A 24,920-nucleotide genomic window follows, 5' to 3' on the forward strand; every position below is an offset into this window, starting at 1 on the left:
GCTCCTGTCCTCGGCACGGTACTCAGCCGCCCAGCAACGTGGTGGCCCGGAAGGCCAGTTGGAAGGGCTGCTGGAAGGCGATACGGGCCATGTCGGCCGGGTCCCGGGCCCACAGCGGCGGGTCGGGCTGGGTGAGCCCGGTCGGGGGGCCGGGCACGGTGCCGAGCCGGACGCACCGGGCGGCGTCCAGGCCGAGGCCACTCCAGGTCAGGTCGGCCCAGGTCTTCATCTCGGTGGGCGCCGGGCCGGAGTCGAAGCCGAACTGGGTGCCGCGCATCGGTTCACGGAAGACGAAGAACCAGTCCTCGGCGCGGGCCTGTTGCTCGTCGAGGTCGGCGAACAGGTAGAGCACGGTGGACTCGTCCAGCGCCAGCGGTGTGCCCGGCACACCGTCGAACGTGGGCGGCAGCCTGCCCTCCACACCATGTACGGCCAGCAGGGCGGTACCGGGGAAGCGGCGCAGCAGGTCACCCCGTACGAGCAGCGCCAGATCACCCTCGCCGCCGGTGCGCAACTGAAGCCCCAGCGGTGTGTCCGGCGGCCACAGCGCGATCTCCTCCACGTCCTCGCCTGCGCCTGGCCAGAACCGGGCGAAGGGGGTGCCGCGCTGGTCGGTGGGGAACTCCCGCCACAGCAGCTCCCGGTTGAACTCGTGGTTGAGCCCGACCAGGAGCGCGGCGATGAACTCGGGGTTGGTCTCCAGCAGGGTCACCGAGTCCGGCGGCATCGCGCCGAGGCCCGGCAGTGCCCATTCCGGCCAGCGCGCCAGCAGTTCCTCGGCGATCGGCACGGTGAACTTCGGGTGGGCCATGATCGGCCGCAGCGGCCGGGTGACGTCCTCGCCGCGCTGTGCCCAGAACTCGCCGGGGATGCGGTCGGCCATGCGCAGCACCTGCAGACGCGTGGGGCTGAGCCGTTCGGTCAGCAGGCCCCCGACCTCCATGCCCATCCCTCGCAGGCCCTGTTCGACGATCGGTTCGTTCGAAGTGCCGTCGCCGGCGTCGCCGTTCGTGGCGCGGCCGACGCGGCGGGCCAGCGCGCCGCCCGCGCGGGTCAGCCGGCCGAAGGGGGTGCTGGTCGATCCGGTCGGCACGGTCTGGGCGGCGGCCAGTACGGCGGCCAGGGTGGGCCTGTCGGGGGACTCGTCGTCGGCCAGGGTCATGCGTCCGCTCACCGGCGCCATGACGGTGAGCAGTTCGGCGACGGGCAGCCTGGCGAGGTGCTTGTCCCTGGCGCGTTCGGCCGTGACGGCGGCGAGTTCGCTCGCGGCCAGCATGCGGTTGGCCCGCCGGATCTCACCGACCTGTTCCCAGGCCCGCGCCATCAGGAACTCCTGCTCCAGCTGCACATAGCGGGCGCCGAGCGCGGCGGCCACCCGGCGGCGGACCTCCAGGTTGAGGGTGCTCATCCAGCCGTCCGGCTCCGCGGGCACGGTCTGTTCGCCGGTGTGGTGGCTGCCGTAGAGGGGCGGGGCGACGGCGGTGACGTCCCGGTCGCCGCTCGGCTCCTCCTGGCCGCCGCCCTGGTCCTCCTGTTCCACGATCTCGTCGCGGCGCCTGGCGGGCGCGTCCAGGCGTTCGGTGATCAGGGCGCGGAACCGGTCCTGTGCCGTGGGGTCGGACCAGGTCTCGGGCACCGTCGTGCCGGGCGGCCGCAGTGCGCCGTCCATGGCGACGGTGGCCGGTCCGAGGGGTTCCTCGGCGGGCCAGGGACGGCCGACGTCGATGATCCGGGTGCCGAGTCCGGCCTCGGCGGCCGGACGGAAGCGCAGTCGGCGCGCCAGTTCCTCGAAGGTGCCCGCCTGTCCGGTGCGGAAGGTCCACCAGTGGTAAACAGGCAGATCGACGGTGTCCCGGCCGGGGACCGGCCAGGCGTCCGCGGTGGCCGCTCCCACGGGGGTCGTGTTCAGGCCCGCGTCCCGTCCGGCGGCGGTCGCGGGCACCACCGCGGCGATCCAGCCGCGGTTCGGGGCCAGTTGCCGCGGGCACAGCAGTCGTCCGACGACGTCGGCCGCGTGGTTGCGCACCGCCTGCTCGACGAGCCGCCGCGCGCTGTCGATGTCGGTGACGTCGTCCGCCAGACGTGCCTCCACATGGGCCCAGGCCCATCGCTCGGCCAGTGGGGGCAGAGCGGCCACGGGGGCGGTGAGAACGGGCAGCGGGTGCGACGGGCGGGGCGGGGCCGCCTCGTCCTCGGCCAGCACGACCAGCGTGATCCACGGCTGCGGCACCGGCGGGAAGGGCGGCTGCGCCGGTCCCGGGGACAGCAGCCAGGGCAGGTCGGCATGGGCCAGCTCCACGCTCGCCATGACGTTCTCCGCGGCGTCGGCCGTGCCGGGCGGCGGTTCCTCGCGCAGCACCATGGCCCGTTCGAAGCCGCGTACGTCGCCCGGCCCCACCAGCGACAGGGTCGGGCCCGGCACCGTCGGCTCCTCGCGGCGGCCGTCGAGGTCGCGGGTGAAGACCACCGAGGTCGGGAGCGCCTGGCCGTTCGCCGAGGCGGCGGCGCCGATCCGCGCCGAGGAGAAGAACCACCGCGTGCTCATGTGCCGCTCCCAGCAGCGTCGAAGGACTGTCGCAGGCGTCTGCGCCCGATGGGGTCGCCGACGGGGCCGCAGCCCAGCCGCACGTTCCGGCCCGTTGCCCTCATACGGGCAGCTCCCAGGCCTCGACGAGTCGCGGCGCGTCCTGCGGTCGTGCGAGCTGTCCGCCCGCCGCGTCCATGGCGTCGGCCATGACATCGGTCATGGTGTCGGTCATGGCGTTCACCAGGGTGATGTCGCTCGGCAGCGGTCGCATCGTGCCGGCGTCGACCAGACTCAGCGTGGGCGGCTGTACCGTGACGGCCGCTTCGGAGGTGCGCCATCTCTCCAGCCGCTCGGCGGCGCTGACCGCGAAGACTGCCTCGCGGTGGAAGAACCCCTGCCAGCCGGAGAACTGCAGTTCTTCCAGACGTGGTTCGTAGCCGGTCTCGTAGCCGTCGTCGACGCGGTGGCCGGTGCCGATCTGGGTGCCGTCGCCCCGTGCCCGCACCCCGCCGGCGTGGCGGGCGAACGCGGGCTCGGTGAGCTGCTGGTCCTCGGTGAAGTCGAAGAACTCGCCGGGCACGAACCGCTCGGGCAGGGAGTCCAGGGTGTCGGCGGGCCGCGGTGTGCCGAGGGTGACCGCTTTGATCGTCCACTTCTGCACGGGTACCGGCCGTCGCTCGAACCGGGAGATCGGCACGCCGAGGGGGACCACCCGCTGGGTGACGCGCAGGGTGGCGTCGGGGTGGACCAGGCTGCCGACGTTCAGTCTCTCGTTCGCCTGGGGGGTGAAGATCAGCGCGGTGCGCTCGGCGGCCGGCCGCTCCGCCGCCCAGGCGTCGGACTTCGCCAGTTCGGGGGTCAGCGCCTCCAGGGGATCGCGTCCGGGCTTCTGCCCCACGGCGGGCGGTGAGCCCCATCGCACGTCGAAGTCCAGCTCCACGTCCCAGAACAGCACCGAGATGCTGCCGGTGCCGAAGGCGTGCCAGGGGGCCGGTCCCTCCAGGGTGAAGTCCAGGCCGATCCCCGCCAGCCGGCGGCCGAACGCGCGGACCGCCACCCCGGCCCGCACATGCACCGAGAACGCGAACACCGGGTCGAAGACGAACAGCGCGTCCAGCCCCAGCCAGCCCGTGACGCCGCAGCCGGCGATGGTGGCGTCCAGTTGGACCTGGCCGCCGAACATGACGGCGTTGGAGGTGACGGCGAAGTAGGCCTCCATGCGCAGTCCGAAGCCGTTGCCGGGGGCCAGGTCGACCTGGAGCCGGTCGAGCGCGGGCACGCGGGCGGGGCGGGTGTAGCGGGGGTGGAAGCCGCCGGCGGACAGGACGAACTCCGGCTGCCGGCCGCCGCGTACGAGGAGGTAGATCTCGCCGCGCACGGCCAGTCCGACGATCCACGAGCCGGACAGCGACACCAGCATCTCGAACAGCGGCACGGCCGGTTCGATACGGCCGAGCACGCTGGCCTGGAGGCGGATGAGAGGCACGACCGGATCGGGCAGCCCGACCACCAGCCGTCCCAGCAGGAGCGCGCGTGCAGGTGCGGGCAGTTCGAGGATCAGTGCCCCGGACAGCGACACCATCCGGCCGCCCCAGTTGATGCGGATCATCGGCCCGACCAGGATGCGTCCGGGGGCCACCGGGAACGCCGAGCCGAGGGAGCCGATGATCTGCGGGGCGCGTTCCACCGCCCGCTCGGGGAACAGCACATGGTCGGCGTTGCCGTCGCCGACGAGCTGTTGCAGCGCGGTGACGTCCGCGCGCCGGTTCACCCCGACCAGCCCGCCGACCGCGTCCAGGGCGAAGCCCAGGCCGAGTTGGATGCCGGGGGCCGGGAACTGGGCGGCGAGCAGCACCAGGAAGCTGGTGGGAGCCGTGCCGTCGGGTGGCCGGAACAGGGCGACCGCCTGGACGCTCAGCACGCCCAGGTCGACCGAGATCAGACCCCCGTAGCCCTGGTCGGGGGTGCGCCGGACCAGGCCGCCGCCGGAGATGGGCGGCACCCTGAGCTCGGTGCCGATGCCGTCCGGGAACAGCTCGCGCAGCTTGCTCGGGTCGAGGCCGGGGCGGCTGCCCGGGGAGAAGGCGACCGGCAGGTCGATCCCGGCCCGTTCCAGGTCGACGCGCACGGGCAGGCCCGGCAGCCCGGCGCTGGCCGACACGGACAGCGCCAGCCGTGGCCCGTCCCCGTCGGAGGTGAGCTCCAGGGCGGCGCCCCGGCTCGACAGGGCCGGGCCGTTCAGCCGCAGGGGCAGGGGGAACCGCAGGCCGCCGGTGCCGGCAAAGCGCAGGCCGTCGACGCGGTCGGCCCGCAGGACGACCGGTTGGGGCTGACCCGACATCGGGGCGGCGCCGCCGATGCCGAGGAGCCTCGCGAGCGCGGCGGGCAGGATCGCGGCGTTGAACCCGTCCAGCGTCAGTTCGACGGCGGCGGGGGTGGTGGGGTCGGCGGTCACGGTGAGCGCGATGCCCTCCACGCTGATCCCCGGCCCGTCGGACATCCCGGCGGCGAGACGGCCGCTGCGGCGCAGCCCGACCGACGCGGTTCCGCCGGGCGGTGCCGGCGGCACGCCGGGCCCGAAGGCGGCGTCCCAGGGCGTGTCTCCGGTCGTGACGGTCGCCGTCGCACTCCAGGGCGGCCGGTCCGTCCGGGGCAGCGTCAAGGCCGCCCGTGGGGTGACCACCACGTCGAACACCGGTCCGTCCGGGGTCACTCCGAGGACCGCCCGCGCGCCTCCCGCTCCGGCGGGGTCGTTCAGCACCAGCGCCACGCCGAGCGGCGCGCCGGGTGCCCGCCGCCAGCCGTGCAGCCGTACGGGCGAGGCGGAGTCCAGGTCGCCCAGCACCTCCCGCAGGAGTTCCACCAGCGAGTTCCCGGCGGGCAGCCGGTCGTGCGCGGCGAGCAGTCGGCCGGCGAGCACGGTGCCCGCGGCCGAGGGGTCCTCGCCGACTTCGGGCAGCGTCCGGAGCAGGCCCTCCACGGCGTCCTTGGCCAGTGCGCGCAGTGGCCCGGCGACCTGCTGGAGGAGTGCGTGCGGGTCCATGGCGGCTCACCCCTGGCTTGCTTCGCCGTTGTCGATCACCAGCGCGCCGTTCATGGTGCCGACGCCGAGCCAGCGGCCGTCCGGGCTGAACCGCAGCGCGAGAACCTCGTCGGTGGGGACGCTGTACCGCTCCTTGCCCTCTAGGTTGAACAGCCGTACGACGTTGTCGATGCTGGCGCTGGCGGCGTGCTTGCCGTTCGCCCTGAACGCCACGTGGGTGACGGCCCCCGGCCCCGGGCCCCTGGCCCCGGGGTTCTGCAGGGGCACCTGGCCCCTCTTGGTCCCGGTGTCCGCCTCCAGCACCCGGGCGGTGCCGTCGGCGGCGCCGACCACGGTCCACTTGCTCTTGGGGTCGAACGCCAGGCAGTTGGGGCCGATGATCGGCTCGACGACGTTGTCCGCCGTGGGCCACAGCTGCTTGCCGTCCTTCGCCTCGAACATCCGGGTGGTGTCGTCGGTGGCGCAGCACAGCACCCGGGAGCCGTCCGGGTCGAAGGCGACCGCGAGGACGGCGCTGCGCGGGGCGAGCCGACCGATCTCCTTTCCGGTCGCCAGTTCGTGCACCCGGGCGGAGCCCTCGTTGCGGTGGTTGCCGCCGTGCCGTTCGTCGACGGCCAGCGCAATCCGGGTGCCGTCCCGGCTCAGGTCCACATCGGCGATCAGCGGCCGGTCGACGGTGATCCGCTGCTTGATCTCCCCGGAGGCCTGGTCGAGGACGGCGATCAGGGTGTCGGTGGCCGCGACGATCCGCCCGTCCGGGGCGAACCGTACGGAGTTCACCGAGTTGCCCGGGTCGAGCGAGCCCTGCCAGACGGCCTTGCCCGTCGTGCTGTCGTGCAGGGACACCTGCTCGAAGTCGGCCACCGCGATCCTGCCGCCGTCGGGGCTGAAGGCGATGCCGGTCACGGAACCGCCGACGGTCACGTCCAGGGGCGTGCCGATGCCGACCGGGCGCACCCGCAGGAGGGTGTCGCTGCCGCCACTGGCGAAGCGCTTGCCGTCCGGGCTGAAGGCGATGGCCTGGACGGAACCCTCCTGCTGGACGGGAGGGAGTGCGACGGTACCGGGCTCACTCATGACGGCTCCTGCTTCTGCCCGGCCGACTCCGCGTCCGGACGGTTGGGTGCCTACACGACCGGCAGCGAGACGTCGAAGGCCGCGCTCGCGCCGCGCACGGTCACCGTCACCGTCTCCGTCTCCGTCTCCGGGGCGAGACCGTCCGGGTTGTCGAAGCGGTAGAGCGCGTACGCGTTGGTGCCGGCCATCTGGATGGCGGGAAGCGGGCCCGCCGAGGGCGCTTCCGCGATGCCCAGGGCCTGTCCGCCGGCGACGAGTTCGACGGCGACGTCGGTGTCCTGGAGGACGAAGGGCTCTTCCACGGCGATGGCGACGTTGACACGCACCGACGTGCCGGTCACCTCGCCGAGGGACGGGTACACCCAGAAGTCACCGGCGAGCTGGGGGGTTTCGTCGTTCATGGGGCTCCTAGGGCACCTGGCAGTTGACGGTCCACTCGCGGGTGAACAGGACCCTTCCGCCGTTGCACACATCGGTCAGCTGCCCGCGGAAGTCGACATCGATCTTGAAGAAGGTGCCGGGCGACCCGACGCCCTGCGGGATGTCCCGGCCTGCGTACTGCGCCCCGGAACGCCGTTTGACCAGATACATGTCGAACAGGTTGCCGTTCCCGATCGAGGTGTTGCGGTGGCCGTAGTCAAGGTCGACGTGGAACTTGTTGGCGGGGCTGGACGCGGCCTGACCGTCCTCGGTGAAGTGGTCGTCGGTGGAACCCGGGCCCGGGCGGGAGCGCACGAGACGGGGTGTCGGAACGCCGTGTTCCTTGGTGATGAAGCGCACGGGCCGGCCGTTCACTTCGAGGTCACCGCGGAGGTACTGCCGGTATTCGCCGCATGCGGGGATCGACGGATCGGCGTCGGCGAACACGGCGTGCATCTCGAATTCGCCGCCGCAGCTCACAGTCGGCTCCGTGCGCTTGCGGCAACTCACCAGCCTAGCCGGAATGTCGACACTCGCCACATCGGCCTGGGGCCACTCGATGACCTCGTCGAAGGGGCCGGTGAAGCCTGCCCGGACCAGCTCCGGCCACTTGCCGGGCTCGGGGACCGGCACGGGATATCCGGGGCGTACCTTGCTGTTCGCGATGTCGTAGTCGAGGTAGCTGCCGCCCTTGAAGAAGTACGCCGATCCATTGCCCCAGTTGACCGCGGCGTCCACGCCGGTCGTGAAGGCGGCGGGGAAGTCGGGCCAGCCGTCGGCGATGTCGCGGGGGTGGACGTCGTGGTCGACGGTGTTGCTCTCGATGTCGTAGCGCACGTACTTGGAGCCCTTGAAGAAGAACGCCCGCCCGTCTCCCCAGTTGATCGCCGCGTCCATGCCGGCGGCGAAGGAGGCGGGCAGGGCGGGCCACTGCTCGGCCGTGTCGTGCGGATAGAAGTCGGCGTCGACCGTGTCGTCGGTCGCGTCCCAGCGGACGTACTCGGGGCCCTTGAAGAAGTACACGAAGCCGTCGGGCCAGTTGAGCACCGCGCGTCGAAGCCGCTCGCGAAGGAGGCGGGCATCGCGGTCCACGCCTCCGCGACCTGTCGGGGGTAGACGTCGTGGTTGACCGTCTCCGCCCCGGTCGTCGGATCGATCTCGTAGCGGACGTACTTGCCGCCTCTGAAGAAGAACACCGTCCGGACCCGCGCCACAGGGGCTCCTTCCGATGAGCGCGCCATGAATGACGGTGTGTGATCGAACGTCACGCAAGGTCAGCAGGGTAGAGGAAGGGCGGCGCGTCGCCGCGCATCTGTCGCATGGCGCGGTCCGCCGTGTGGTGCAAGCATGGAAGTGGTTCTGTGCGCCGCTCCGCGCTCTCGCGAGGAGGGATGGTCATGGCCAAGCGTCTCGTCGTCTGTTGTGACGGCACGTGGAATTTCGCCGACCAGCCCAGCAAGACCAACGTCGCCAAGGTTGCCCTGTCCGTGGTCCCGGGTACCGCCGCCGGGAAGGAACAGCGCGTCTACTACCACACCGGTGTCGGCACCCAACGCCGCGACCGGCTGCGCGGGGGCGCGTTCGGCGCGGGCCTGTCGCACAACGTCGTGGACGCCTACCGGTTCCTGGTCGAGACGTACGAGCCCGACGACGAGCTGTTCCTGTTCGGCTTCAGCCGGGGCGCGTTCACCGCCCGCAGTCTGTCGGGGCTGGTGCGCAACTGCGGCATCCTGCGCCGGGACCACGCGGACCGGATCCCGCAGGCCTGGGCGTTGTACCGCGACCGCATCGAGTCACCGAACGGGGCGGCCTCCACGCTGTTCCGCCGCTCGTACGCGCGCGAGACAGAGATACGTTTCATCGGGGTGTGGGACACCGTCGGCGCCCTCGGCATCCCGTACCCGGGCGCGTCCTGGCTCCAGCCGGCCGCGAACCGGTGCAACGCGCGCTGGGCCTTCCACGGCACCGACCTGAGCAGTTGGATCAGGGCCGCCTTCCACGCGCTGGCCGTCGACGAGAAGCGCTCGGCGTTCCGGCCGGCCCTCTGGCACCAGCAGCCCGGCGCGGACCGCCAGGGCCAGGAGCTGAAGCAGGTGTGGTTCGCCGGGGTGCACTGCGATGTCGGTGGCAGCTACAAGGAGACCGGACTGTCCGACATCACGCTGCTGTGGATGGCCGATCAGGCCCGCCGGTACGGGCTGGAGTTCAACGCCGACGCGCTGAGCGAGGCCGGGCCGAAGGTGATGAAGCCCGAGGAGTGCATCGACTTCCGGGTGCGGCCGGACGGCTCGGGCCCGCTGCACATCTCGCGCAAGGGGATGTACCGGATGTCCAAGCCGTACGACCGGCCGATCGGCCAGGCGGTGGACGAGCAGGGCCGGCCCGACGGGAACGAGTTCCTGGCGGTGCCCGCCAAGGAGCGCTGGGACCGGCTCGGCGACTACCGGCCCGAGCAGCTGGCACGGTACCTGGAGGTCCAGGACAAGGTCCGGCTGGAGCCCGTCCTGCTGCCGGGCCTGGCCGAGGGCCTGCCGCCCCTGCCGTCCGCGTCCCGTGCGACGGGCGACAGCGGAGCGGGTGCCGGGGCGCCGGACGATCTGCACCGCGCCACCTGAAGACCACTACTCCAACACCACCACGGCCCCCGGTCGCCGACGGGCGCCCGGCCGCGCCCGCTCGGCCTCGGCTGAAGGAGATCCGGCATGCTCACCTGCGCACTCTTCGCCGGCGATCCGCTGCTGGAGGCGATCGCCGAGGACCGGGACCGCATCTCACGGACCCGGCACCGCACCGATCCGGCCGTACGGAAGGTGCAGACCGCCCTGCTCGACCGGGATCCGGACTGCCTGCCCCGGTTCGGGGCCGACGGCGACTACGGCGACGAGACCGCCGGGGCGGTCGCCCGGTTCAAGATCGAGGTGCTCGGGGTTCCCCCGGCCGAGGTGATCGACGACGTCGGGCCCCAGACCGTCCTGAAGCTGGACGAGATGCGCGCGGCCTCCGAACGCCCGCCCGCCGAGACCGTCGTCCCCGAGGACTGGCTGCTGACCGACGCCGAGATGGGCCCCTTCCGCTCCCCCGCCTTCAGCCGGGACAGCCTCGTGCTGTTCTTCGTCGACGGCGAGGCCTACTACGAGACCCTGGCCACGCGGCTGGACGGCCTCACCTCCGGGGACCGGGTGCTGTTCGCGGGCTGGCGGTTCTCGCCCGAGCAGATGCTGCGTCCGGCTGCCACCGGGTCACCGGGCATCCTCGACCGGCTGCTCAAGCTCCGCGCCGACGGTGTCGTCGTGCGCGCGCTGCTGTACGGTTCGGCGTTCTCCACGCTGCCGGTGCGCAGGCCCAGGATTCCGACCCTGCCGTCCAAGGACAACTTCGACTTCCGCACCGGCCTGGTCGACGCGGGGGCGCAGGCGGTACTGGACGCCAGGGTGGGCGAGTTCGGCTCCCACCACCAGAAGTGCGCGGTGGTGCAGGGCGCCGTGGAGGGGCCCTGCGCGTTCGTCGGCGGGATCGACGTCTGCCTCGACCGCTGGGACAACGCCGCTCACATCGACCCGCCCGTACGGCAGCGGGAGCCCGACTTCCTCGGGAAGAAGATCACCCAGCCCGGCTGGCACGATGTGCAGTGCGCGGTGTTCGGGCCCGCCGTCCAGCAGGTCTGGCAGGCCCTCGTCGACCGCTGGAACGATCCCACCCGGCCCAGCCGCATCGACGCCGCTCCCCCGCCGATCCCCTCCTCCGAGGCACCCGGACCACCGGCCGCGGGCACCCAGGCCGTCCAGGTGCTGCGCACGCTCACCTGCAAGGGCGTCTACTCCTTCCTGCCGGGCGGCGAGTTCACCGTCACGGCCAGCTACCGCAAGGCCATCCGCCGGGCGCGGCACTACATCTACATCGAGGACCAGTACCTGTGGCCCTCACCCGTCGTCGACGACCTGCGGGACGCCGCGGCGCGGGGCGTGCAGGTCGTCCTGGTCACCGCACGCGACTTCGACGCGCCGGGGCTCGGGGACGTCCACAAGGCCCTGCGGGCCGAGACCCTCCAGCGCATCGCCTCCGCCGCGCCCGGGAACGTCCACTGCTTCCATCTGGAACAGGCCGCGACGACGCTCCAGGTCTACGTGCACGCCAAGCTGATGATCGTCGACGACCAGTACGTCGCCGCGGGCAGCGCCAACCTCAACTTCCGGTCCCACACCACCGACTCGGAGCTTCAGCTCGCGGTCTTCGACACGGAGCTGGCCGACGGCACCATGGGCGGTGTGCCGCACCGGGTCGGCGTGTCCGTGCGTGATCTGCGCACCCAGATCTGGGGAGAGCACCTCAACGAGGACCCGTCGCTGCACGAGGACGCGCTGGTGGGGCTCTCCCGCATGCCCACGGCGGGCGGCAAGACGGGCCACCTGGTCGGCTTCCCCGTGCCCGCGCAGGTTCCCGCCGTGGACTGGCGCGAGACCCTGCGCGAGCTGCTGCGCTCCCTCCAGGCGATGGAGAACTGGCAGTTCCTGGCGCCCCTGGTGCTCGGCCCGCTCGCCCTGCCCCTCGAACTGGTGCCGGGCCTCGACCTCGGCACGGCGGCGGATCTCATCCCCGACCCGGAGGACTTCCTGCGCAGGCTGCTGAACCCCAACACCGTGTGCTGAGCGACGCCGAGTGCCGAGCAACGCCGAGTGCCGAGCGACGCCGTGTGCCGAGCGACGCCGTGTGCCGAGCGCGAGCAGCCTCCGCCGTGCGGCTGAGCCGGCTTTCGCCGACTTTGGTCGCCACGCCGCTCGGGGGCCTCCGTCAAGACGCTCATCCGCTCGGCCGCCGGCGCAAAGACGCTCACGCCCTCGGCGGCCTCCGCCCAGACGCTACATGCGCGCTCGGCCGCCTCCGCCCAGACGCTCAGGCCCCGAACACGGTGAAGCCGCGGCCGGAGAGCTGGGAGGCGAGCGCGGCCACCGTGTCGGGGTCGTCGAACGCCCCGTTCTCGGCCAGACCGTTGGCCGTCTGGAACTCCCTGACCTTGCCCTGGGTGAGGGGGCCGTCCCCGCCGTCCTGCGACAGGGGCTTGAAGTCCAGCGCGAGCAGCGCTCCTTGCACGCCGAACACGTCCGACACGTCCAACGCGACCTGTTCCGGGGGCAGACCCCGGTCCTCCACGGCGCGGGCCAGCAGGAAGTGGGCCCGGTCGAGCCTGTTGCGGATCCTGATCGTGCCCACGTCGGGGGTGAAGTGGCACTCGTCCGCGGCGAGCACCCAGTCCCGCGCCCCCACATGTCCCTGGAACTTCGGGAACCGGAACTTCGGGCCCATGGCCCAGCACATGCTCATCGCGCCCAGCTGGGCGCTGGCCGGCCAGGTGGCGAAGCCGCCGAATCCCTCCCGGCCGAGGAGCACCGACTCCATCTCGTCGAGCTTGGCGAAGACATGGCGGTCGATCTCGGCGTCGTCCACGTGCAGGCGGGTGAACTCCTCGAACCCGCCGTGCAGCCCGGAGGGCGCCAGTTCCAGGTGCGACTTCACCGTGTCCCAGTCGAGGGCGACGTCCTCGGGCGTGGCCTCGGTGTCCACGCCGTCGACCAGCCAGCGCAGACGGCCGGCGGCGGCCAGGGACAGGGCCCGCTCACCCTCCGTGGGCGCCGAGTTGTCCCGCGCGGTCTCGTCGATCTTGTTGCCGATACCGGTGCTCACGTATCCCTTGACGTCCAGGTACATGAAGTGGACGCGTCCTTCGAGGGGGTCGTTGAAGCTGATCCAGTAGTCGCGAACGCTCTGGTGCATGATGCTGCCTTCCTGAGCGAGACCCCGGAGCACTCGGGAAGCATGCGGGCGAACCGGGGCGAGGGTTCCACGCCGAGTTCCTCGTCGAGCAACCGCCGGAACGCCTCATAGTGACGGACCGCTTCGGCGAGGTTGCCCTCCGCGAGATGTGCCGAGACCACCGCCCGGTGAGCGCTCTCCCGCAGCGGTTCCGCGCGGACGCTCGCCCAGGCGGCCTCCATGGCGAGGGCCGGCCTGTCCTGCCGCACCAGGGCCTCGGCGAGCGCGTCGAGCGCGTGCAGACGCAGCTGACGCAGCCGCTCGCGCTCCAGCAGCACCCAGTCCTCGTCCCAGCCGGGCAGCAGGTCCTCCCCGGTCAGGATGCCCGGCGGGGGCAGTTCGTCGAGCTCCTCGGCGCCGCCCTGTACCACCCGCAGTGCCGTCCGGGTCAGGACGTGCACATCCACGCGCAGGGCGGGTGTGATGAGCAGGGTGTCGCCGTAGCAGCCGATCAGGGGTGGTTCGCCACGGGGCAGCTTCCACAGAGTGGTCCGCAGGCTGCCGCGCGCGTGCTCCTCCGTGACCTCGGGCCACAGGGTGCCGGCGAGGACCGTGCGCGAGACCTGCCCGCGCAGTCCCATGTATGCCACGACCCGTTGGCCGTTGCGGGAAAGCTCGACCGTCTCGGCGCCGAGTTCGAGGTGGAACTGGCCGAGCAGTCGCAGCCGGGGAGGAGCAGTCACCACCAGTCTCCCAACGCGCCGTCCCCTCACCATCTTCCGCCCGCCGCTCAGCGCCTGCAATTCGGCCCGGCCCCGCTCACGCGGCGATGACGCGGGCGTGACGCCGCGATGACACCGGTTCCGTACCGTGAACGTGGTGTGTGGCTCGGCTCCCGTCGGTGCCACGCAGCCCGAAGGGTTCCGGCCGATCGGCCGGACGTGGGAAGAGACCAGGAGCGGAGTCGTCATGGTCGCTCTGGTGAACGTCCAGTTCGGGAAACGGAACGAGGACGTGCGTACCGTGCAGAAGGCGCTGATCGCGCGGGGCCGCCGGATAGCCGACGGCGCCACCGCGCTGTTCGGCGAGCAGACCAGAGCCGCGTATCGGGCGGAACAACTCGCCCAGGGCTTCAAAGGTGCGGACGCCGACGGTGTGCCGGGGTGTGCGTCCCTGACGGTCCTCGGGCGGCTCGGCGGCTTCGAGGTCGACTGCGCCCGGGTCTCGGCGGGCGGCGGCGGACGGCTCGTGCTGAGCCAGGTGACGTACCGCGATCCCGGGGACGAGAGCGGCGAGGACGCGATGCGGCGGTACGCGCGCAGGGCGTGCGAACTGACCGGCATGGAGCCGAGGTTCGGTGTCCCGGCGCTCACCACCATCGCCAAGCGCGAGTCCGCCAGCAATCATCCGAGGTTCCGGGTGAACACGACGGACATGAACGCCCGCGGCGGCAGGGCCGCCGACGGCCACCCGCGGAACTGCTCGCGGGGTGCCACGCAGTGCGTCCCGGTCACGTTCGCCACCTACCACCAGTCAGGTACCGCCACCACGCCGTACGACGTGGTCGCCTGCATGTGCGCGACGATCAACTACGTACGCGACCGCTATCAAGTGAACCAGTCCGGCTCGAACTTCGCCGCCCGCGTCCAACAGGCCGATTCGCGCCGGGCTCCCCACTGGTACTAGGAGCCCTCATGGTCGCTCTGTCCAATGTCCAGTTCGGCAAGCGGAACGAGGACGTACGCACCGTACAGAAGGCCCTCATCAAGCGGGGTCGCAAGATTCCCGACGGGGCCACCGGCCAGTTCGGGCCGCAGACCAAGGCCGCCTACCGCGCCGAGCAGGTCGCCCAGGGATTCAAGGGCGCCGACGCCGACGGCGTGCCCGGCTGCACCTCGCTGACCACGCTCGGCCGCCACGCCGGCTTCAAGGTCGACTGCCGGGGCGCCCGCCCCGCCGCCGCGCCGCGTCCGGCCGGCGGCAAGGTCAAGTCGCCCGTGCCCGGCCACAAGGTGAGCTTCGAGTTCTTCCAGCGCGGCTCCTACGCCTGGAAGCCCGACGGTGTCGGCAGGCACACCGGGCAGGACTTCGCCGCGCCCACGGGTGTCCCCGTGGTCGCCGTACGCGGTGGCAGGATCGCCTGGTCCAACGGCCAGGGCGGCGCGTACGGGCAGTGGATCGGGCTGGCCGCCGACAACGGCCACATCTACACCTACTGCCATCTCTCGCAGCGTCAGGTGAAGATGGGCCAGAAGGTCAGCGCCGGACAGCAGCTCGGCAAGGTCGGCAGCACGGGCAACTCCACCGGCCCGCACCTGCACTTCGAGATGTCCAAGGGCTCCAACTGGTCCTACGGCAGTGTCGCGAAGCCCGCTTGGTGACGGGCACCAGACGGGCTCCGGGCCTGCCCGGTCGACGGGTGCCCACCAGGCCCGGAGCTCGACGGAGGACCAGGACCTCGGTCCTGGCCCTCCGTCGGCGTCCCGACCCGCTCAGACGTCACTCACTCAGGCGTCCTCGAAGAGCAGGTCCTCGGGCGGCCGGGTCATCCGCACGGTCTCGCCGTCGGTGACCTCCACGACGCGGTGGAGGCCCACGCAGCGCTCACCGGTGGACAGGATCGAGTAGCGGTCGCCTCCGCCGGCCAGATAGGCCGGGAGGCAGCCCAGCGGCATGCCGAGGGCCAGGTAGTCCACCATGCGGCGGAACAGCTTGGGGAACAGCAGTGCCTCGTCGGTCAGCGTGCTCAGGCCGGTGATCTTCGCGCCGGTCAGCGTGAAGTCGCTCGGCCACAGGCCCTGGCCGGTGTCTCGGGCCGCCTCGGTCCTGGCGGCCAGTTCCACCCGCAGCGAGGTGAACAGGCTGCGGTAGAACATCGGGTAGGCGAGACCGTCCGCGATGAGATGGTGGTTGACGGTCGAGGCGAGCTGCGCGACGTCGACGTCGATCTCCCGGCCGCTCTCCACGTCGTGTGTGCCGCGGCCCGCGAGGGCGATGCAGCGGCCGTGGACGTCGGCGTTGCGGGTGAGGACGAACCCGGGCACCGTCTCCGGGGTGGTGGCGGTCACGGTCTCGTTTCCCGCGCGCTGGACATCGGTGAAACCGAGCCAGCTCAGCATTTCGTCACGGGCCGCGTGGGCGAACTTCAGCGGCTGGTGGACCCGGTTGGGTCCGTAGTGCGTCTCGGGTGCGTCGACGGCGTCGAGCCGCAGCTTCGCCCGGCCGGTGACGCTGTGTTCGACGGCCCGCCCGCGACCGCCGCCGACGAGGTCCCAGTGTTCCGGGTTCTCGGCCGTGAAGGCGACCGTGTCCCCGTCCGGCTGGGTGCCCTTGACGTCGTAGAAGCCCTTGATCAGAAGCATGGGCATGGCGACTCCTCACGTGTGGAAGGTGCTCGATGCCCTACGAATGTCCGCGGATTCGAGGGGCCCGCGCACCCTGTCCAACTCGGAACCCCCCACCTTCGATTGTCCGGCCGAACGAGCGGTTCCGCATGTTCGGCGGACCGGAATCGGGCCGGTTCTCCACGCACTTCGACCGCCGGCCGCTGATGCGGCTCGACGGTCGAAGGCGAGAACGGAAGGCGTGCCGTCGGTGTCAGCCGACGACCTCGGCGGACTCGATGACGACGGGCTGTGTGGGCACGTCCTGGTGGCCGCGGACGGTCGCGGTACGCACCGCCTTGACCTGGTCGACCACGTCCTGGCCCTCGACGACCCGGCCGAAGACGGTGTAGCCCCAGCCGTTGGGGTTCTTCGCCTTGAAGTCGAGGAAGTCGTTGTCCGAGACGTTGACGAAGAACTGGGCGGTCGCGGAGTGCGGGTCGCCGGTGCGCGCCATCGCCACGGTGTACGCGGTGTTCTTCAGGCCGTTGTCGGCCTCGTTGGTGATCGGGGCCAGGGTGGGCTTCTGCGCCATCTCAGCGGTGAAGCCACCGCCCTGCACCATGAAGCCGTTGATCACACGGTGGAAGATCGTTCCGTTGTAGTGACCGTTCCTGACGTACGTCAGGAAGTTCTCGACCGTCTTGGGCGCCTCGGCGTCGGCGAGCTCGAGAACGATGCTGCCGTGGTTCGTCGTCAGCTTGACCCTGGACATGGAAACGCGCCTTTCTCACGGGGATGACCGAATCATCTTTTCACGCACGCCCCACGGGTCACGATGTGGTGGCGCAGCCGTAGGCCAGGTACTGCCCGGAGTCGTCGCTCGCGGAGGGGCCGTAGAGGAGTTCGGAGCTCAGGTAGAGGCGGCCGTGGGCGTAGCGGACCTCGCTCGCGTCGCCGGGCACCGTGCCGCCGTCCGCGTCCTGCAGCAGGGTGCTCAAGCGCAGGGTCCGGCCGTCCAGGGACACCACGCGGGGGCCGCCCGGTCCGATCTGGTGGGCGAGGACGTTCGGGCCGTCCGTGCGCAGGAGGTCGAACGGCGCTCCCTGGCCGTCGGTGCGCTGCCCGGTGGGTCTGCCCGCGGCCAGGGAGAAGGCGACCACCTGGGCGGCGGCGTCGCGCTCGGTGCCGACGTAGAGCGCTCGTTGCCGACGACCGCGCCGGTGCGGCCGGAGTCGGCCGAGCAGTCCAGGGTGTACACGTCGTCCTCCACCGTGAACCTGGAGCGCAGGCGGCCGCGCTCGTCGAGGGCGAAGACGTCCTGCCCGGTGGAACTGGCGATGTCCCCCGAGACCGCGGCGAGGACGACCGGACGGGTGGACAGCACGCGGGGGCGCTGGGCGCCGCGCGGTAGGCGGTAGGCGGTAGGCGGTAGGCGGTAGGCGGTAGCGGACGTCGCCGGTGGCGGGGTCGAGGAGCTGGACGTGGTAGGTCGCCTCGTCGGTGGTGTCGTAGCAGCCGACGACCGCGACCAGGCGCGGGCCGCCCGCACAGTCCTCGTCGACGCACCAGGAGGCGCCGGGCCGCCAGCGGAGCCTTCCGGTCCGCAGGTCGAAGGCCGCGCCGCCGTGCACACCCGCGACGGCGGCGGTCTCGCCGCTGATCGCGAGGCGGTCGAAGGCCACGGGGACGTCGCCCGTGGTGCCGGTGACCGTGTGGTTCCCCAGCCGCCGGCCGGTGTCCAGGTCGAACGCCGTAACCTGTGCACAGGGCTGATAGGCGTTGCCCTTGCCGCGTCTGCCCTCCTCGTGGACGATCAGGCCCACGTGGCCGTCGCCGGCCTCCGTCGAGCCCGCGCACGACAGGCCCGACAGGGGCAGCGTCCAGATCCGTTCCTCGGAACCGGCCCTCCAGCCCTGGATCTCGTAGCCGGTGACCTTCGCGAACACCGTGTCGGTGAGCCAGGAGCCCCGCAAGCTCCAGAGCTCGCCGGAGGGGAACCGGGGCGCCGGGATCCGGGTGCTGAAGGTGGCGGTCGGGTCGGCGGGCGCCTTCTCGCGGGGGCCCTCGACGGCGGCCCGGGAGGGTTTCGCGGAAGGGGCGCGGTACGGCCCCTAGGCCGCCCCGGCCGGGGCCAGTACGCGTTCGAGGAACCAGACCAGGCCGATGAAGCCGACGACGGCCGCGGCCGCGGCCTGGACGACGGTCGCCCAGGAATAGCGGCGGGCCAGCAGGACCAGCGGGAACACCACCAGGACGATCGCGAGTTGGCCCAGTTCGATACCCAGGTTGAAGCTCAGCAGCGACAGCAGCAGCCGCCCGGAGAAGTGGCCGGTGAAGCTGAGGGCCCCGGCGAAGCCGAGCCCGTGCAGCAGGCCGAAGCCGAAGACCACCAGGGTGCGGTGCCGGGTCTCGCCGCGCACGATGTTCTCCACCGCCACATACACGATGGACAGGGCGATCAGCGGTTCGACGATCTTCGCCGGGACCTCCACCCAGCCCAGCACGGCCAGGGCGAGGGTGACGCTGTGCGCCAGGGTGAAGCTGGTGGCGAGCCGGACCACGCTGCGCCGGCCGCGGGCGCCGAGCAGCAGGAGCACCAGGAAGAGCACGTGGTCGACGCCGAAGAGGATGTGTTCCAGGCCCAGGGACACGAAACGGCCCGTCGACGGCGGCAGATGGCCGGAGTCGGCGGCCCCCGCCGCGCTCCGGCCCACCCGCAGTTCACGGTGACCGGTGTCGAAGACGTCGCTCCCGCCGGCACCCCCGAGTTCGTAGTCGACCACATTGGTGTGCTCCGCGCCGAGGGCGGCCGTCTCGGCGAACACGTCGTAGCGCACCACGAACTCGCCCTTCCCGGAGCCCGGGCAGCGATGGACCAGGAGCAGACGGGCGTAGAGGAACTGCTGTCGCCGTGTGATGCCCGTGCCGTCGAGCCGGGCGGCGCAGTCGGCGCCGTCGAGGGTGACGGTCAGGCGGTCGGTCACATAGCGGTGGGCACGACCACCGCCGCGGTCGCGGCGCTGCCGTCCAGCAGGTTGGCGGTGGCCTCGTCGCCGCCGGTGCCGCAGTCGGCGATGTCCCCGGCGCCGACCAGCACCGGGTCCCCGGACGGCGGCGGCGTCCGGGTACTTCAACTACTACGGCGCCTCGGCGGGCGCGGCCGGCAAGGGGTACTACTCCTTCGACCTCGGCAACTGGCATGTCGTCGCGCTCAACTCCAACTGCTCGATCGTTTCCTGCTCGGCCGGCTCGGCGCAGGAGCAGTGGCTGCGCAACGACCTGGCGGCCAGCACCAAGCCGTGCACCGTGGCCTACTGGCACCACCCCCGCTACACCTCCGGCGCCAGCCACGGCCCCAACACCGCGGTGCAGCCGCTGTACCAGGCGCTGTACGACAACAACGCCGAGGTCGTCGTCACCGGGCACAACCACAACTACGAGCGGTTCGCCCCGATGAACGCCACCGGCGGTGTGGACAACGCCCGCGGCATCCGGCAGTTCGTGGCCGGCATGGGCGGCACCGGCCTGGGCGGCTTCGGCACCATCCAGCCCAACAGCGAGGTGCGCAACAGCAGCACCTGGGGCGTGCTGAAGCTGACCCTGCACGCGAGCGGCTACGACTGGCAGTTCGTGCCGCAGGCGGGCAAGACCTTCACCGACAGCGGCACCAACAGCTGTCACTGACCGGCCCTCCCCGTGACGGGTGCCCGCCCCGCAGGGGAGGGCACCCCCCGGCTCGCCCCGGGCCTTCCCCGGCTCCCCGGCTCCCGGACTCCCCGGCTCCCGGACTCCCCGGCTCCCCGGCTCCCCGGCTCCCGGACTCCCCGGCTCCCCGGCTCCCCGGCTCCCGGGCTCCCGGGCTCCCGGGCTCCCCGCCGGACCCTCCCACCCGGTCACCGCTTTCCAGAAAGGTCCGCCCGCATGTATCTGTCCTCCATCGACAGGCCCGGGTCCGACGCCGCGCCGGACGCGGGCCCCCGCTCCCGCCTGCGCGGGCTCAAGGCCGTCGGCGGCAATGTCTTCGCGCTCGGCACGGTCAGCCTCCTCACCGACGTCTCCGCGGAGATGGTCACCGCGATCCTGCCGGTGTACCTGGTGTTCGGGCTATCCATGAGCCCGCTGGCGTACGGCATGATCGACGGGATCCACACCGGCGCGACCGCGCTGCTGCGGCTCGTCGGCGGATATGTCGCGGACCGGATCCGACGGCCCAAGGCGGTCGCCGGACTCGGCTACGCGCTGTCGGCCGTCACCAAGCTGGGACTGCTCGTGGTCGGCCGCTCCGCCGGGGCGATCGGACTGGTCATCGCGGTCGACCGGGCAGGCAAGGGACTGCGCACGGCGCCCCGGGACGCGCTGATCACCCTCTCCGCCCCACCGCACGCGCTCGGCCGCGCCTTCGGCGTGCACCGGACCATGGACAGCGTCGGCGCCTTCCTCGGCCCGCTCGTCGCCCTGGGCGTGCTCGCGGCCTCGGGGCAGGCCGTCGACGCCGTCCTGGTCACCAGCTGCTGCATCGCCGCACTCGGCGTGCTCGTCCTCGTCCTGTTCGTCCGCGACCGGCGCGACGAACGCCCGCCCGCGGCCCGGGCCAGCCCGCGCGAGGCCCTGACCCTGCTGAGGTCCGCGCCGGTGCGCAGGCTGCTCGGCGCGGCGTGTCTGCTGGGCTTCGCCGTCATCGGCGACGGGTTCGTCTACCTGCTGCTGCAACGCCGCGAGGACCTCTCCCTCGGCAGCTTCCCCCTGCTCGCCGTCGGCACCAGCCTGGCCTATCTGCTGCTGGCGATGCCGCTCGGAGCCCTGGCCGACCGGATCGGCCGGGCACCCGTCGTGCTCGGCGGGTACACGGCCCTGGTCGTCGTCTATCTGCTCCTGTTCAGCCCCCTGCACGGCTGGCCGCTGCCCGTCCTGGTGCTGCTGCTGTACGGCTTCTTCTACGCGGCGACCGACGGCGTGCTGATGGCGCTGGCGGGGCCGGTGCTGCCCGGGCATCTGCGCACCACCGGCATCGCGCTGATCCAGACCGGACAGGCCCTCGCCTACCTCGTCTCCTCCGTCCTGTTCGGACTCGCCTGGCAGATGTGGGGCCCGGCCGCCGCCGTCCGGGGCGCCGCCGTCCTCGCCGCACTGGCCGTCGTGGCCACGGCGTTCCTGCTGATCAACCGATCCACCCCTCCTACCGACACCGAGGTGACCGCATGAGCCGGCCGTCGAACACCGACAGCGAACCGCAGCCCACCCCTCCCCCCGCACGGCCCCGGTCCGGGCGCACGGCTCGCATCCTCACCACGGTCGCCGCGACCGTCGCGCTGACCGGCGTGGCGGTCGGATATGTGCAGCTCAGCTCCTCCGCCAAGACCCCCGACACGCCCGCCACGACCGAGAAGCTGTCGCTGGCACCCGGCCCCCGCCTGCTCACTCTCACCAGCACCGGGCAGGTGACCACGGTCGACAGGAACGACCCCGGCGGCCCGCGCGCGGTGTCAGGGACGAAGTGCGACCGCGTCTACGCCGCCGCCGGCACCGTCGCCTGCCTCTACGCCGACGGCGTCCTCGGCACCGTCACGATGCGCGTCCTCGGCCCGGACCTGAAGGAACGCAGAACCATCCCGGTCAGCGGTGTGCCCAACCGGGTGCGGGTCTCCGGCAGCGGCCGCATGGTCTCCTGGACCGCGTTCGTCGGCGGCGACAGCTACGCCACCCTCAACTTCGCCACCCGCACCGGCATCTACGACACGAGGACCGGCACGCTGTTCAAGACCCTGGAGACCTTCCACGTCGTCAAGGACGGCAAGCCCTACCAGTCGCTCGACGTCAACTACTGGGGCGTCACCTTCACCGGCGACGACAACACCTTCTACGCGACCATGTACACCAAGGGCCATCGCTACCTGGTCCAGGGCGACTTCGCCGAGCGCACCGTCCGCACCCTGCGGGACGGGGTCGAGTGCCCCTCGCTCTCGCCCGACGGAACCAGGATCGCGTTCAAGTCGCCCGTCGACGGCGACTCGGCGAAGGGCTGGCGGCTGTCCGTGCTCGACCTGGCGACGAGGCGGGTGACCCGCACCGCCGAGACCCGCAGCGTCGACGACCAGGCCGCCTGGCTCGACGACTCCACGCTCGCCTATGTCCAGCAGCATGACGACGGCACCAAGGACGTCTGGTCCGTGCCCGCCGACGGCTCCGGCTCTCCGCGCCGGCTGCTGCGAAACGCCCACTCCCCCGCGGCGCTCGGCTGATCCCGCGGCGGGTATTCCCGCGGAAACCATCGGAATTCCGATGGCCGGCATTGGATTCCCCATTGGTCACCCGCGCCCCACCGGCCTACCTTCGAGGACATCGCCGCACTGACGATCTGGACGCGAAACGTCAGATCTCGCAGAACGTCGGAGCGTGCCGTCCCGTCCGCCGGGCCCCCGTCGGACCCGCACCCTCGAAAGAGACATCCATGTCCAAGATCCTTTTCGTCATGACCGGCGCCGACCACTGGACGCTGGCCGACGGCACCCAGCACCCCACCGGCTTCTGGGCCGAGGAGGCCGTCGCCCCCTACGAGGTGTTCAGGGCCGCCGGCCACGAGATCGTCGTCGCCACCCCCGGCGGTGTCGTCCCGACCGTCGACAAGAGCAGCCTCGCGCCCGAGGTCAACGGCGGCGAGGAGAACGCCGACAGGATCGCGGCCGCCCTCGGCTCCTTCGCCGAGATCGAGAACCCGATCCGGCTGGAGGACGCCCGTCTGGACGACTACGACGCCGTCTTCTACCCCGGCGGCCACGGCCCCATGGAGGACCTCGCCGTCGACGCCACCTCCGGCCGGCTCCTCATCGACGCCCTCGCCTCCGGCAAGCCCCTCGGTGTGGTCTGCCACGCCCCGGCCGCGCTGCTCGCCGCCACCCTGGAGGACGGCTCCAACGCGTTCGCCGGCTACCGGGTCGCCGCGTTCACCAACGCCGAGGAGACCCAGGCCGGCTTCGCCGACAAGGCCAAGTGGCTGCTGGAGACCCGTCTGGTCGAGGCAGGCGTCGACGTCCGGGCCGGCGAGCCGTGGGTGCCCAACGTGGTCGTCGACCGCAACCTGGTCACCGGGCAGAACCCCGCCTCCTCCGCCCCGCTCGCGGCCGAGGTCCTCAAGAAGCTGGCCTGACGATGGGCACCGACCGGCTCGACGAGGTCCTCGACGCCGCGTACGACTGCCTCACCCGGTACGGCGTACGGCGCACCACGATGGACGACATCGCCGCCACCATGGGCGTGTCCCGGTCAGCGGTCTACCAGTACGTCCGCGGCAAGGACGACGCCTTCCGCCGGCTCGCCGCCCGTCTGCACACCCGCGCCCTGGAGCGGGCCCGGCGGGCGGCGGACGACCCGGACGCCCCCTGCGCGGAGCGCGTCCGGGGCGTCCTGGCCGCCAAGCACGACCTGGTCGTCGAACTGAGCGGCCCCTCCCCGCACACCGCCGAACTCCTGGACACCAAGGCCCGGTTGTTCGGCGGGATCTGCGCCTCCTTCACCGCCGACCTGCGGCGGCTGCTGATCCGCCTGTTCGGCGAGGCGGGCACCGCGCCCGGGGTCGAGCCCGCCGAGGCGGCCGACATCTGTATCGCCCTGGTCATCGGACTGGAGTCGGTCGAGGACGGCCGGGCGCTGTTCGGCCCCGCCGCCGACGCCCTGCTGACCGGGCTGCTGGGCGCACCGGCGGCGGTCGGCTGACGGGCGTACCGGGGAGGCGGCCCACCCCGACTTGACAAGGTGGGGCCCGTCTCACGCCCGTCCCCGCCGAACGCCCCGTCGGGTGGTGCAGACTGGCGGCCGGGCCACGTGCGCGGCCTCCGGTCGGCGCTCAGCAGCCGCCGTCGACATCCGACCGTATGACAAGGAACGCCTTCATGAGCACACCCTCGAGCGACCGCCCCGTCGCCGCTTCCGGCACCTTCGCTCTCGGCGGTGATCTGCCCGTCCGCCGGCTCGGCTACGGCGCCATGCAGCTGACCGGCCCCGGCGTCTGGGGCGAGCCCAAGGACCCGGACGAGGCGATACGCGTCCTGCGACGGGCCGTGGAACTCGGTGTGACCTTCATCGACACCGCCGACTCCTACGGCCCCTTCGTCAGCGAGCGCCTGATCCGTGAGGCGCTCCACCCCTACGCCGACGACCTGGTCATCGCCACCAAGGGCGGCCTGACCCGCTCCGGTCCGGGCGACTGGCGGCCCGTGGGCCGGCCCGAGTATCTGCGCCAGCAGGTCGAACTGAGCCTGCGCCACCTCGGCCTGGAGCGCGTCGACCTCTACCAGCTGCACCGCATCGACCCGCAGGTGCCGCTCGCCGACCAGCTCGGTGAGCTCAGGCTGCTCCAGGACGAGGGCAAGATACGGCACATCGGCGTCTCCGAGGTGACCGTCGAGCAGCTGAAGGAGGCCCGCGTGCACGCGGAGATCGTCTCCGTGCAGAACCTGTACAACCTCGCCAACCGCGCCGCCGAGGACGTCCTCGACTACGCCGAGGCGGAGAACATCGCCTTCATCCCCTGGTTCCCCATGGCCACCGGCCAACTGGCCCGCCCCGGCGGCCCGCTGGACGCCGCCGCCCGGCAGCACGACGCCACGCCGTCGCAGCTCGCCCTGGCCTGGCTGCTGCGCCGCTCCCCCATGATGCTGCCGATCCCCGGCACCTCGCGCGTGGCGCACCTGGAGGAGAACCTCCGGGCCGCGTCCCTCGCCCTCACCGACGAGGAGTTCGCGGCGCTCTCCGACGCGGTCTGACCGTCGCGCACCACCCGGCT

General features: G+C 72.0%; 20 protein-coding genes and 1 pseudogene. 10 read left to right on the plus strand and 11 right to left on the minus strand.

What is annotated here, in order from left to right; translation table 11 throughout:
• Nucleotides 1-22: 22 nt before the first annotated feature.
• From ABZZ79_RS29525 to ABZZ79_RS29545, 5 genes are all read right to left on the minus strand, one after another.
• On the minus strand, nucleotides 23-2,545 hold the full coding sequence (locus ABZZ79_RS29525; RefSeq protein ID WP_356693824.1) for a hypothetical protein: 2,523 nt from the start codon (nucleotides 2,543-2,545) through the stop codon (nucleotides 23-25).
• A gap of 100 nt (nucleotides 2,546-2,645) precedes the next feature.
• The gene (locus ABZZ79_RS29530) at nucleotides 2,646-5,570 is read right to left on the minus strand and encodes a DUF6603 domain-containing protein (protein ID WP_356693826.1); all 2,925 of its coding nucleotides are present in this window, start codon (nucleotides 5,568-5,570) and stop codon (nucleotides 2,646-2,648) included.
• A 6-nt stretch (nucleotides 5,571-5,576) separates the two neighbouring features.
• Nucleotides 5,577-6,647, minus strand: coding sequence for a PQQ-binding-like beta-propeller repeat protein (locus ABZZ79_RS29535; RefSeq protein ID WP_356693828.1), 1,071 nt, complete (start codon nucleotides 6,645-6,647; stop codon nucleotides 5,577-5,579).
• A 50-nt stretch (nucleotides 6,648-6,697) separates the two neighbouring features.
• The gene (locus ABZZ79_RS29540) at nucleotides 6,698-7,048 is read right to left on the minus strand and encodes a hypothetical protein (RefSeq protein ID WP_356693830.1); all 351 of its coding nucleotides are present in this window, start codon (nucleotides 7,046-7,048) and stop codon (nucleotides 6,698-6,700) included.
• Nucleotides 7,049-7,055: 7 nt separating this feature from the next.
• Nucleotides 7,056-8,159: a hemopexin repeat-containing protein gene (locus ABZZ79_RS29545; protein ID WP_356693832.1), complete on the minus strand. Its 1,104-nt coding sequence runs from the start codon at nucleotides 8,157-8,159 to the stop codon at nucleotides 7,056-7,058.
• 305 nt (nucleotides 8,160-8,464) lie between these two features.
• Between ABZZ79_RS29545 and ABZZ79_RS29550 the strand changes: the two genes are divergently transcribed.
• Together ABZZ79_RS29550 and ABZZ79_RS29555 are read left to right on the plus strand one after the other, a co-directional pair.
• On the plus strand, nucleotides 8,465-9,682 hold the full coding sequence (locus ABZZ79_RS29550) for a DUF2235 domain-containing protein (RefSeq protein ID WP_356693834.1): 1,218 nt from the start codon (nucleotides 8,465-8,467) through the stop codon (nucleotides 9,680-9,682).
• Nucleotides 9,683-9,769: 87 nt separating this feature from the next.
• Entirely contained in the window at nucleotides 9,770-11,713 is a 1,944-nt protein-coding gene (locus tag ABZZ79_RS29555; protein ID WP_356693836.1) for a phospholipase D-like domain-containing protein, read from the plus strand.
• Nucleotides 11,714-11,957: 244 nt separating this feature from the next.
• Here ABZZ79_RS29555 and ABZZ79_RS29560 read toward each other — a convergent pair whose 3' ends face one another.
• Nucleotides 11,958-12,836: a peptidoglycan-binding domain-containing protein gene (locus ABZZ79_RS29560; protein WP_356693838.1), complete on the minus strand. Its 879-nt coding sequence runs from the start codon at nucleotides 12,834-12,836 to the stop codon at nucleotides 11,958-11,960.
• A complete protein-coding gene (locus tag ABZZ79_RS29565) occupies nucleotides 12,743-13,591 on the minus strand; it encodes a BTAD domain-containing putative transcriptional regulator (RefSeq protein WP_356693840.1) in 849 nt (282 codons plus the stop codon). The genes ABZZ79_RS29560 and ABZZ79_RS29565 overlap by 94 nt, the downstream gene beginning before the upstream one ends.
• A gap of 193 nt (nucleotides 13,592-13,784) precedes the next feature.
• Between ABZZ79_RS29565 and ABZZ79_RS29570 the strand changes: the two genes are divergently transcribed.
• The gene (locus tag ABZZ79_RS29570) at nucleotides 13,785-14,501 is read left to right on the plus strand and encodes a hypothetical protein (RefSeq protein ID WP_356693842.1); all 717 of its coding nucleotides are present in this window, start codon (nucleotides 13,785-13,787) and stop codon (nucleotides 14,499-14,501) included.
• Nucleotides 14,502-14,509: 8 nt separating this feature from the next.
• Entirely contained in the window at nucleotides 14,510-15,196 is a 687-nt protein-coding gene (locus ABZZ79_RS29575) for a peptidoglycan DD-metalloendopeptidase family protein (protein ID WP_356693844.1), read from the plus strand.
• A 126-nt stretch (nucleotides 15,197-15,322) separates the two neighbouring features.
• Here the strand turns inward: ABZZ79_RS29575 and ABZZ79_RS29580 are convergent, their stop codons facing one another.
• The 4 genes from ABZZ79_RS29580 to ABZZ79_RS29595 form a co-directional block, all read right to left on the minus strand.
• Nucleotides 15,323-16,183, minus strand: coding sequence for a nuclease (locus ABZZ79_RS29580; protein ID WP_356693846.1), 861 nt, complete (start codon nucleotides 16,181-16,183; stop codon nucleotides 15,323-15,325).
• 229 nt (nucleotides 16,184-16,412) lie between these two features.
• The gene (locus ABZZ79_RS29585; RefSeq protein WP_356693848.1) at nucleotides 16,413-16,913 is read right to left on the minus strand and encodes a peptidylprolyl isomerase; all 501 of its coding nucleotides are present in this window, start codon (nucleotides 16,911-16,913) and stop codon (nucleotides 16,413-16,415) included.
• Nucleotides 16,914-16,971: 58 nt separating this feature from the next.
• On the minus strand, nucleotides 16,972-18,114 hold the full coding sequence (locus ABZZ79_RS29590; protein ID WP_356693850.1) for a hypothetical protein: 1,143 nt from the start codon (nucleotides 18,112-18,114) through the stop codon (nucleotides 16,972-16,974).
• A 138-nt stretch (nucleotides 18,115-18,252) separates the two neighbouring features.
• Nucleotides 18,253-19,125, minus strand: a complete 873-nt coding sequence (locus ABZZ79_RS29595) for a HupE/UreJ family protein (RefSeq protein ID WP_356693852.1) — start codon at nucleotides 19,123-19,125, stop codon at nucleotides 18,253-18,255.
• A 199-nt stretch (nucleotides 19,126-19,324) separates the two neighbouring features.
• Between ABZZ79_RS29595 and ABZZ79_RS29600 the strand changes: the two are divergent.
• From ABZZ79_RS29600 to ABZZ79_RS29625, 6 genes and pseudogenes are all read left to right on the plus strand, one after another.
• Nucleotides 19,325-19,825: pseudogene (locus ABZZ79_RS29600) on the plus strand (metallophosphoesterase); the annotation flags it as partial.
• Between the two features lie 237 nt (nucleotides 19,826-20,062).
• Nucleotides 20,063-21,343: an MFS transporter gene (locus ABZZ79_RS29605; RefSeq protein WP_356693854.1), complete on the plus strand. Its 1,281-nt coding sequence runs from the start codon at nucleotides 20,063-20,065 to the stop codon at nucleotides 21,341-21,343.
• Nucleotides 21,340-22,380 (plus strand): hypothetical protein, encoded by a 1,041-nt coding sequence (locus ABZZ79_RS29610; protein WP_356693856.1) that lies wholly within the window; start codon nucleotides 21,340-21,342, stop codon nucleotides 22,378-22,380. Before ABZZ79_RS29605 ends, ABZZ79_RS29610 begins: the two co-directional genes overlap by 4 nt.
• A gap of 209 nt (nucleotides 22,381-22,589) precedes the next feature.
• A complete protein-coding gene (locus ABZZ79_RS29615; protein ID WP_356693858.1) occupies nucleotides 22,590-23,285 on the plus strand; it encodes a type 1 glutamine amidotransferase domain-containing protein in 696 nt (231 codons plus the stop codon).
• A gap of 2 nt (nucleotides 23,286-23,287) precedes the next feature.
• Nucleotides 23,288-23,851, plus strand: a complete 564-nt coding sequence (locus ABZZ79_RS29620) for a TetR/AcrR family transcriptional regulator (RefSeq protein WP_356693860.1) — start codon at nucleotides 23,288-23,290, stop codon at nucleotides 23,849-23,851.
• A gap of 176 nt (nucleotides 23,852-24,027) precedes the next feature.
• On the plus strand, nucleotides 24,028-24,900 hold the full coding sequence (locus tag ABZZ79_RS29625) for an aldo/keto reductase (RefSeq protein ID WP_356693862.1): 873 nt from the start codon (nucleotides 24,028-24,030) through the stop codon (nucleotides 24,898-24,900).
• Nucleotides 24,901-24,920 lie beyond the last annotated feature (20 nt).

This window comes from Streptomyces sp. NPDC006458, from assembly GCF_040612135.1.
Classification (GTDB): Bacteria; Actinomycetota; Actinomycetes; order Streptomycetales; family Streptomycetaceae; genus Streptomyces.

What these genes read in the sequence shown, in the direction of transcription:
- ABZZ79_RS29525 (WP_356693824.1), bottom strand. Translation starts at nt 2,545, where the DNA reads ATGAGCACGCGGTGGTTCTTCTCCTCGGCGCGGATCGGCGCCGCCGCC.
- ABZZ79_RS29530 (WP_356693826.1), bottom strand. Translation starts at nt 5,570, where the DNA reads ATGGACCCGCACGCACTCCTCCAGCAGGTCGCCGGGCCACTGCGCGCA.
- ABZZ79_RS29535 (WP_356693828.1), bottom strand. Translation starts at nt 6,647, where the DNA reads ATGAGTGAGCCCGGTACCGTCGCACTCCCTCCCGTCCAGCAGGAGGGT.
- ABZZ79_RS29540 (WP_356693830.1), bottom strand. Translation starts at nt 7,048, where the DNA reads ATGAACGACGAAACCCCCCAGCTCGCCGGTGACTTCTGGGTGTACCCG.
- ABZZ79_RS29550 (WP_356693834.1), top strand. Translation starts at nt 8,465, where the DNA reads ATGGCCAAGCGTCTCGTCGTCTGTTGTGACGGCACGTGGAATTTCGCC.
- ABZZ79_RS29555 (WP_356693836.1), top strand. Translation starts at nt 9,770, where the DNA reads ATGCTCACCTGCGCACTCTTCGCCGGCGATCCGCTGCTGGAGGCGATC.
- ABZZ79_RS29560 (WP_356693838.1), bottom strand. Translation starts at nt 12,836, where the DNA reads ATGCACCAGAGCGTTCGCGACTACTGGATCAGCTTCAACGACCCCCTC.
- ABZZ79_RS29565 (WP_356693840.1), bottom strand. Translation starts at nt 13,591, where the DNA reads ATGGTGAGGGGACGGCGCGTTGGGAGACTGGTGGTGACTGCTCCTCCC.
- ABZZ79_RS29570 (WP_356693842.1), top strand. Translation starts at nt 13,785, where the DNA reads ATGGTCGCTCTGGTGAACGTCCAGTTCGGGAAACGGAACGAGGACGTG.
- ABZZ79_RS29575 (WP_356693844.1), top strand. Translation starts at nt 14,510, where the DNA reads ATGGTCGCTCTGTCCAATGTCCAGTTCGGCAAGCGGAACGAGGACGTA.
- ABZZ79_RS29580 (WP_356693846.1), bottom strand. Translation starts at nt 16,183, where the DNA reads ATGCCCATGCTTCTGATCAAGGGCTTCTACGACGTCAAGGGCACCCAG.
- ABZZ79_RS29585 (WP_356693848.1), bottom strand. Translation starts at nt 16,913, where the DNA reads ATGTCCAGGGTCAAGCTGACGACGAACCACGGCAGCATCGTTCTCGAG.
- ABZZ79_RS29605 (WP_356693854.1), top strand. Translation starts at nt 20,063, where the DNA reads ATGTATCTGTCCTCCATCGACAGGCCCGGGTCCGACGCCGCGCCGGAC.
- ABZZ79_RS29610 (WP_356693856.1), top strand. Translation starts at nt 21,340, where the DNA reads ATGAGCCGGCCGTCGAACACCGACAGCGAACCGCAGCCCACCCCTCCC.
- ABZZ79_RS29615 (WP_356693858.1), top strand. Translation starts at nt 22,590, where the DNA reads ATGTCCAAGATCCTTTTCGTCATGACCGGCGCCGACCACTGGACGCTG.
- ABZZ79_RS29620 (WP_356693860.1), top strand. Translation starts at nt 23,288, where the DNA reads ATGGGCACCGACCGGCTCGACGAGGTCCTCGACGCCGCGTACGACTGC.
- ABZZ79_RS29625 (WP_356693862.1), top strand. Translation starts at nt 24,028, where the DNA reads ATGAGCACACCCTCGAGCGACCGCCCCGTCGCCGCTTCCGGCACCTTC.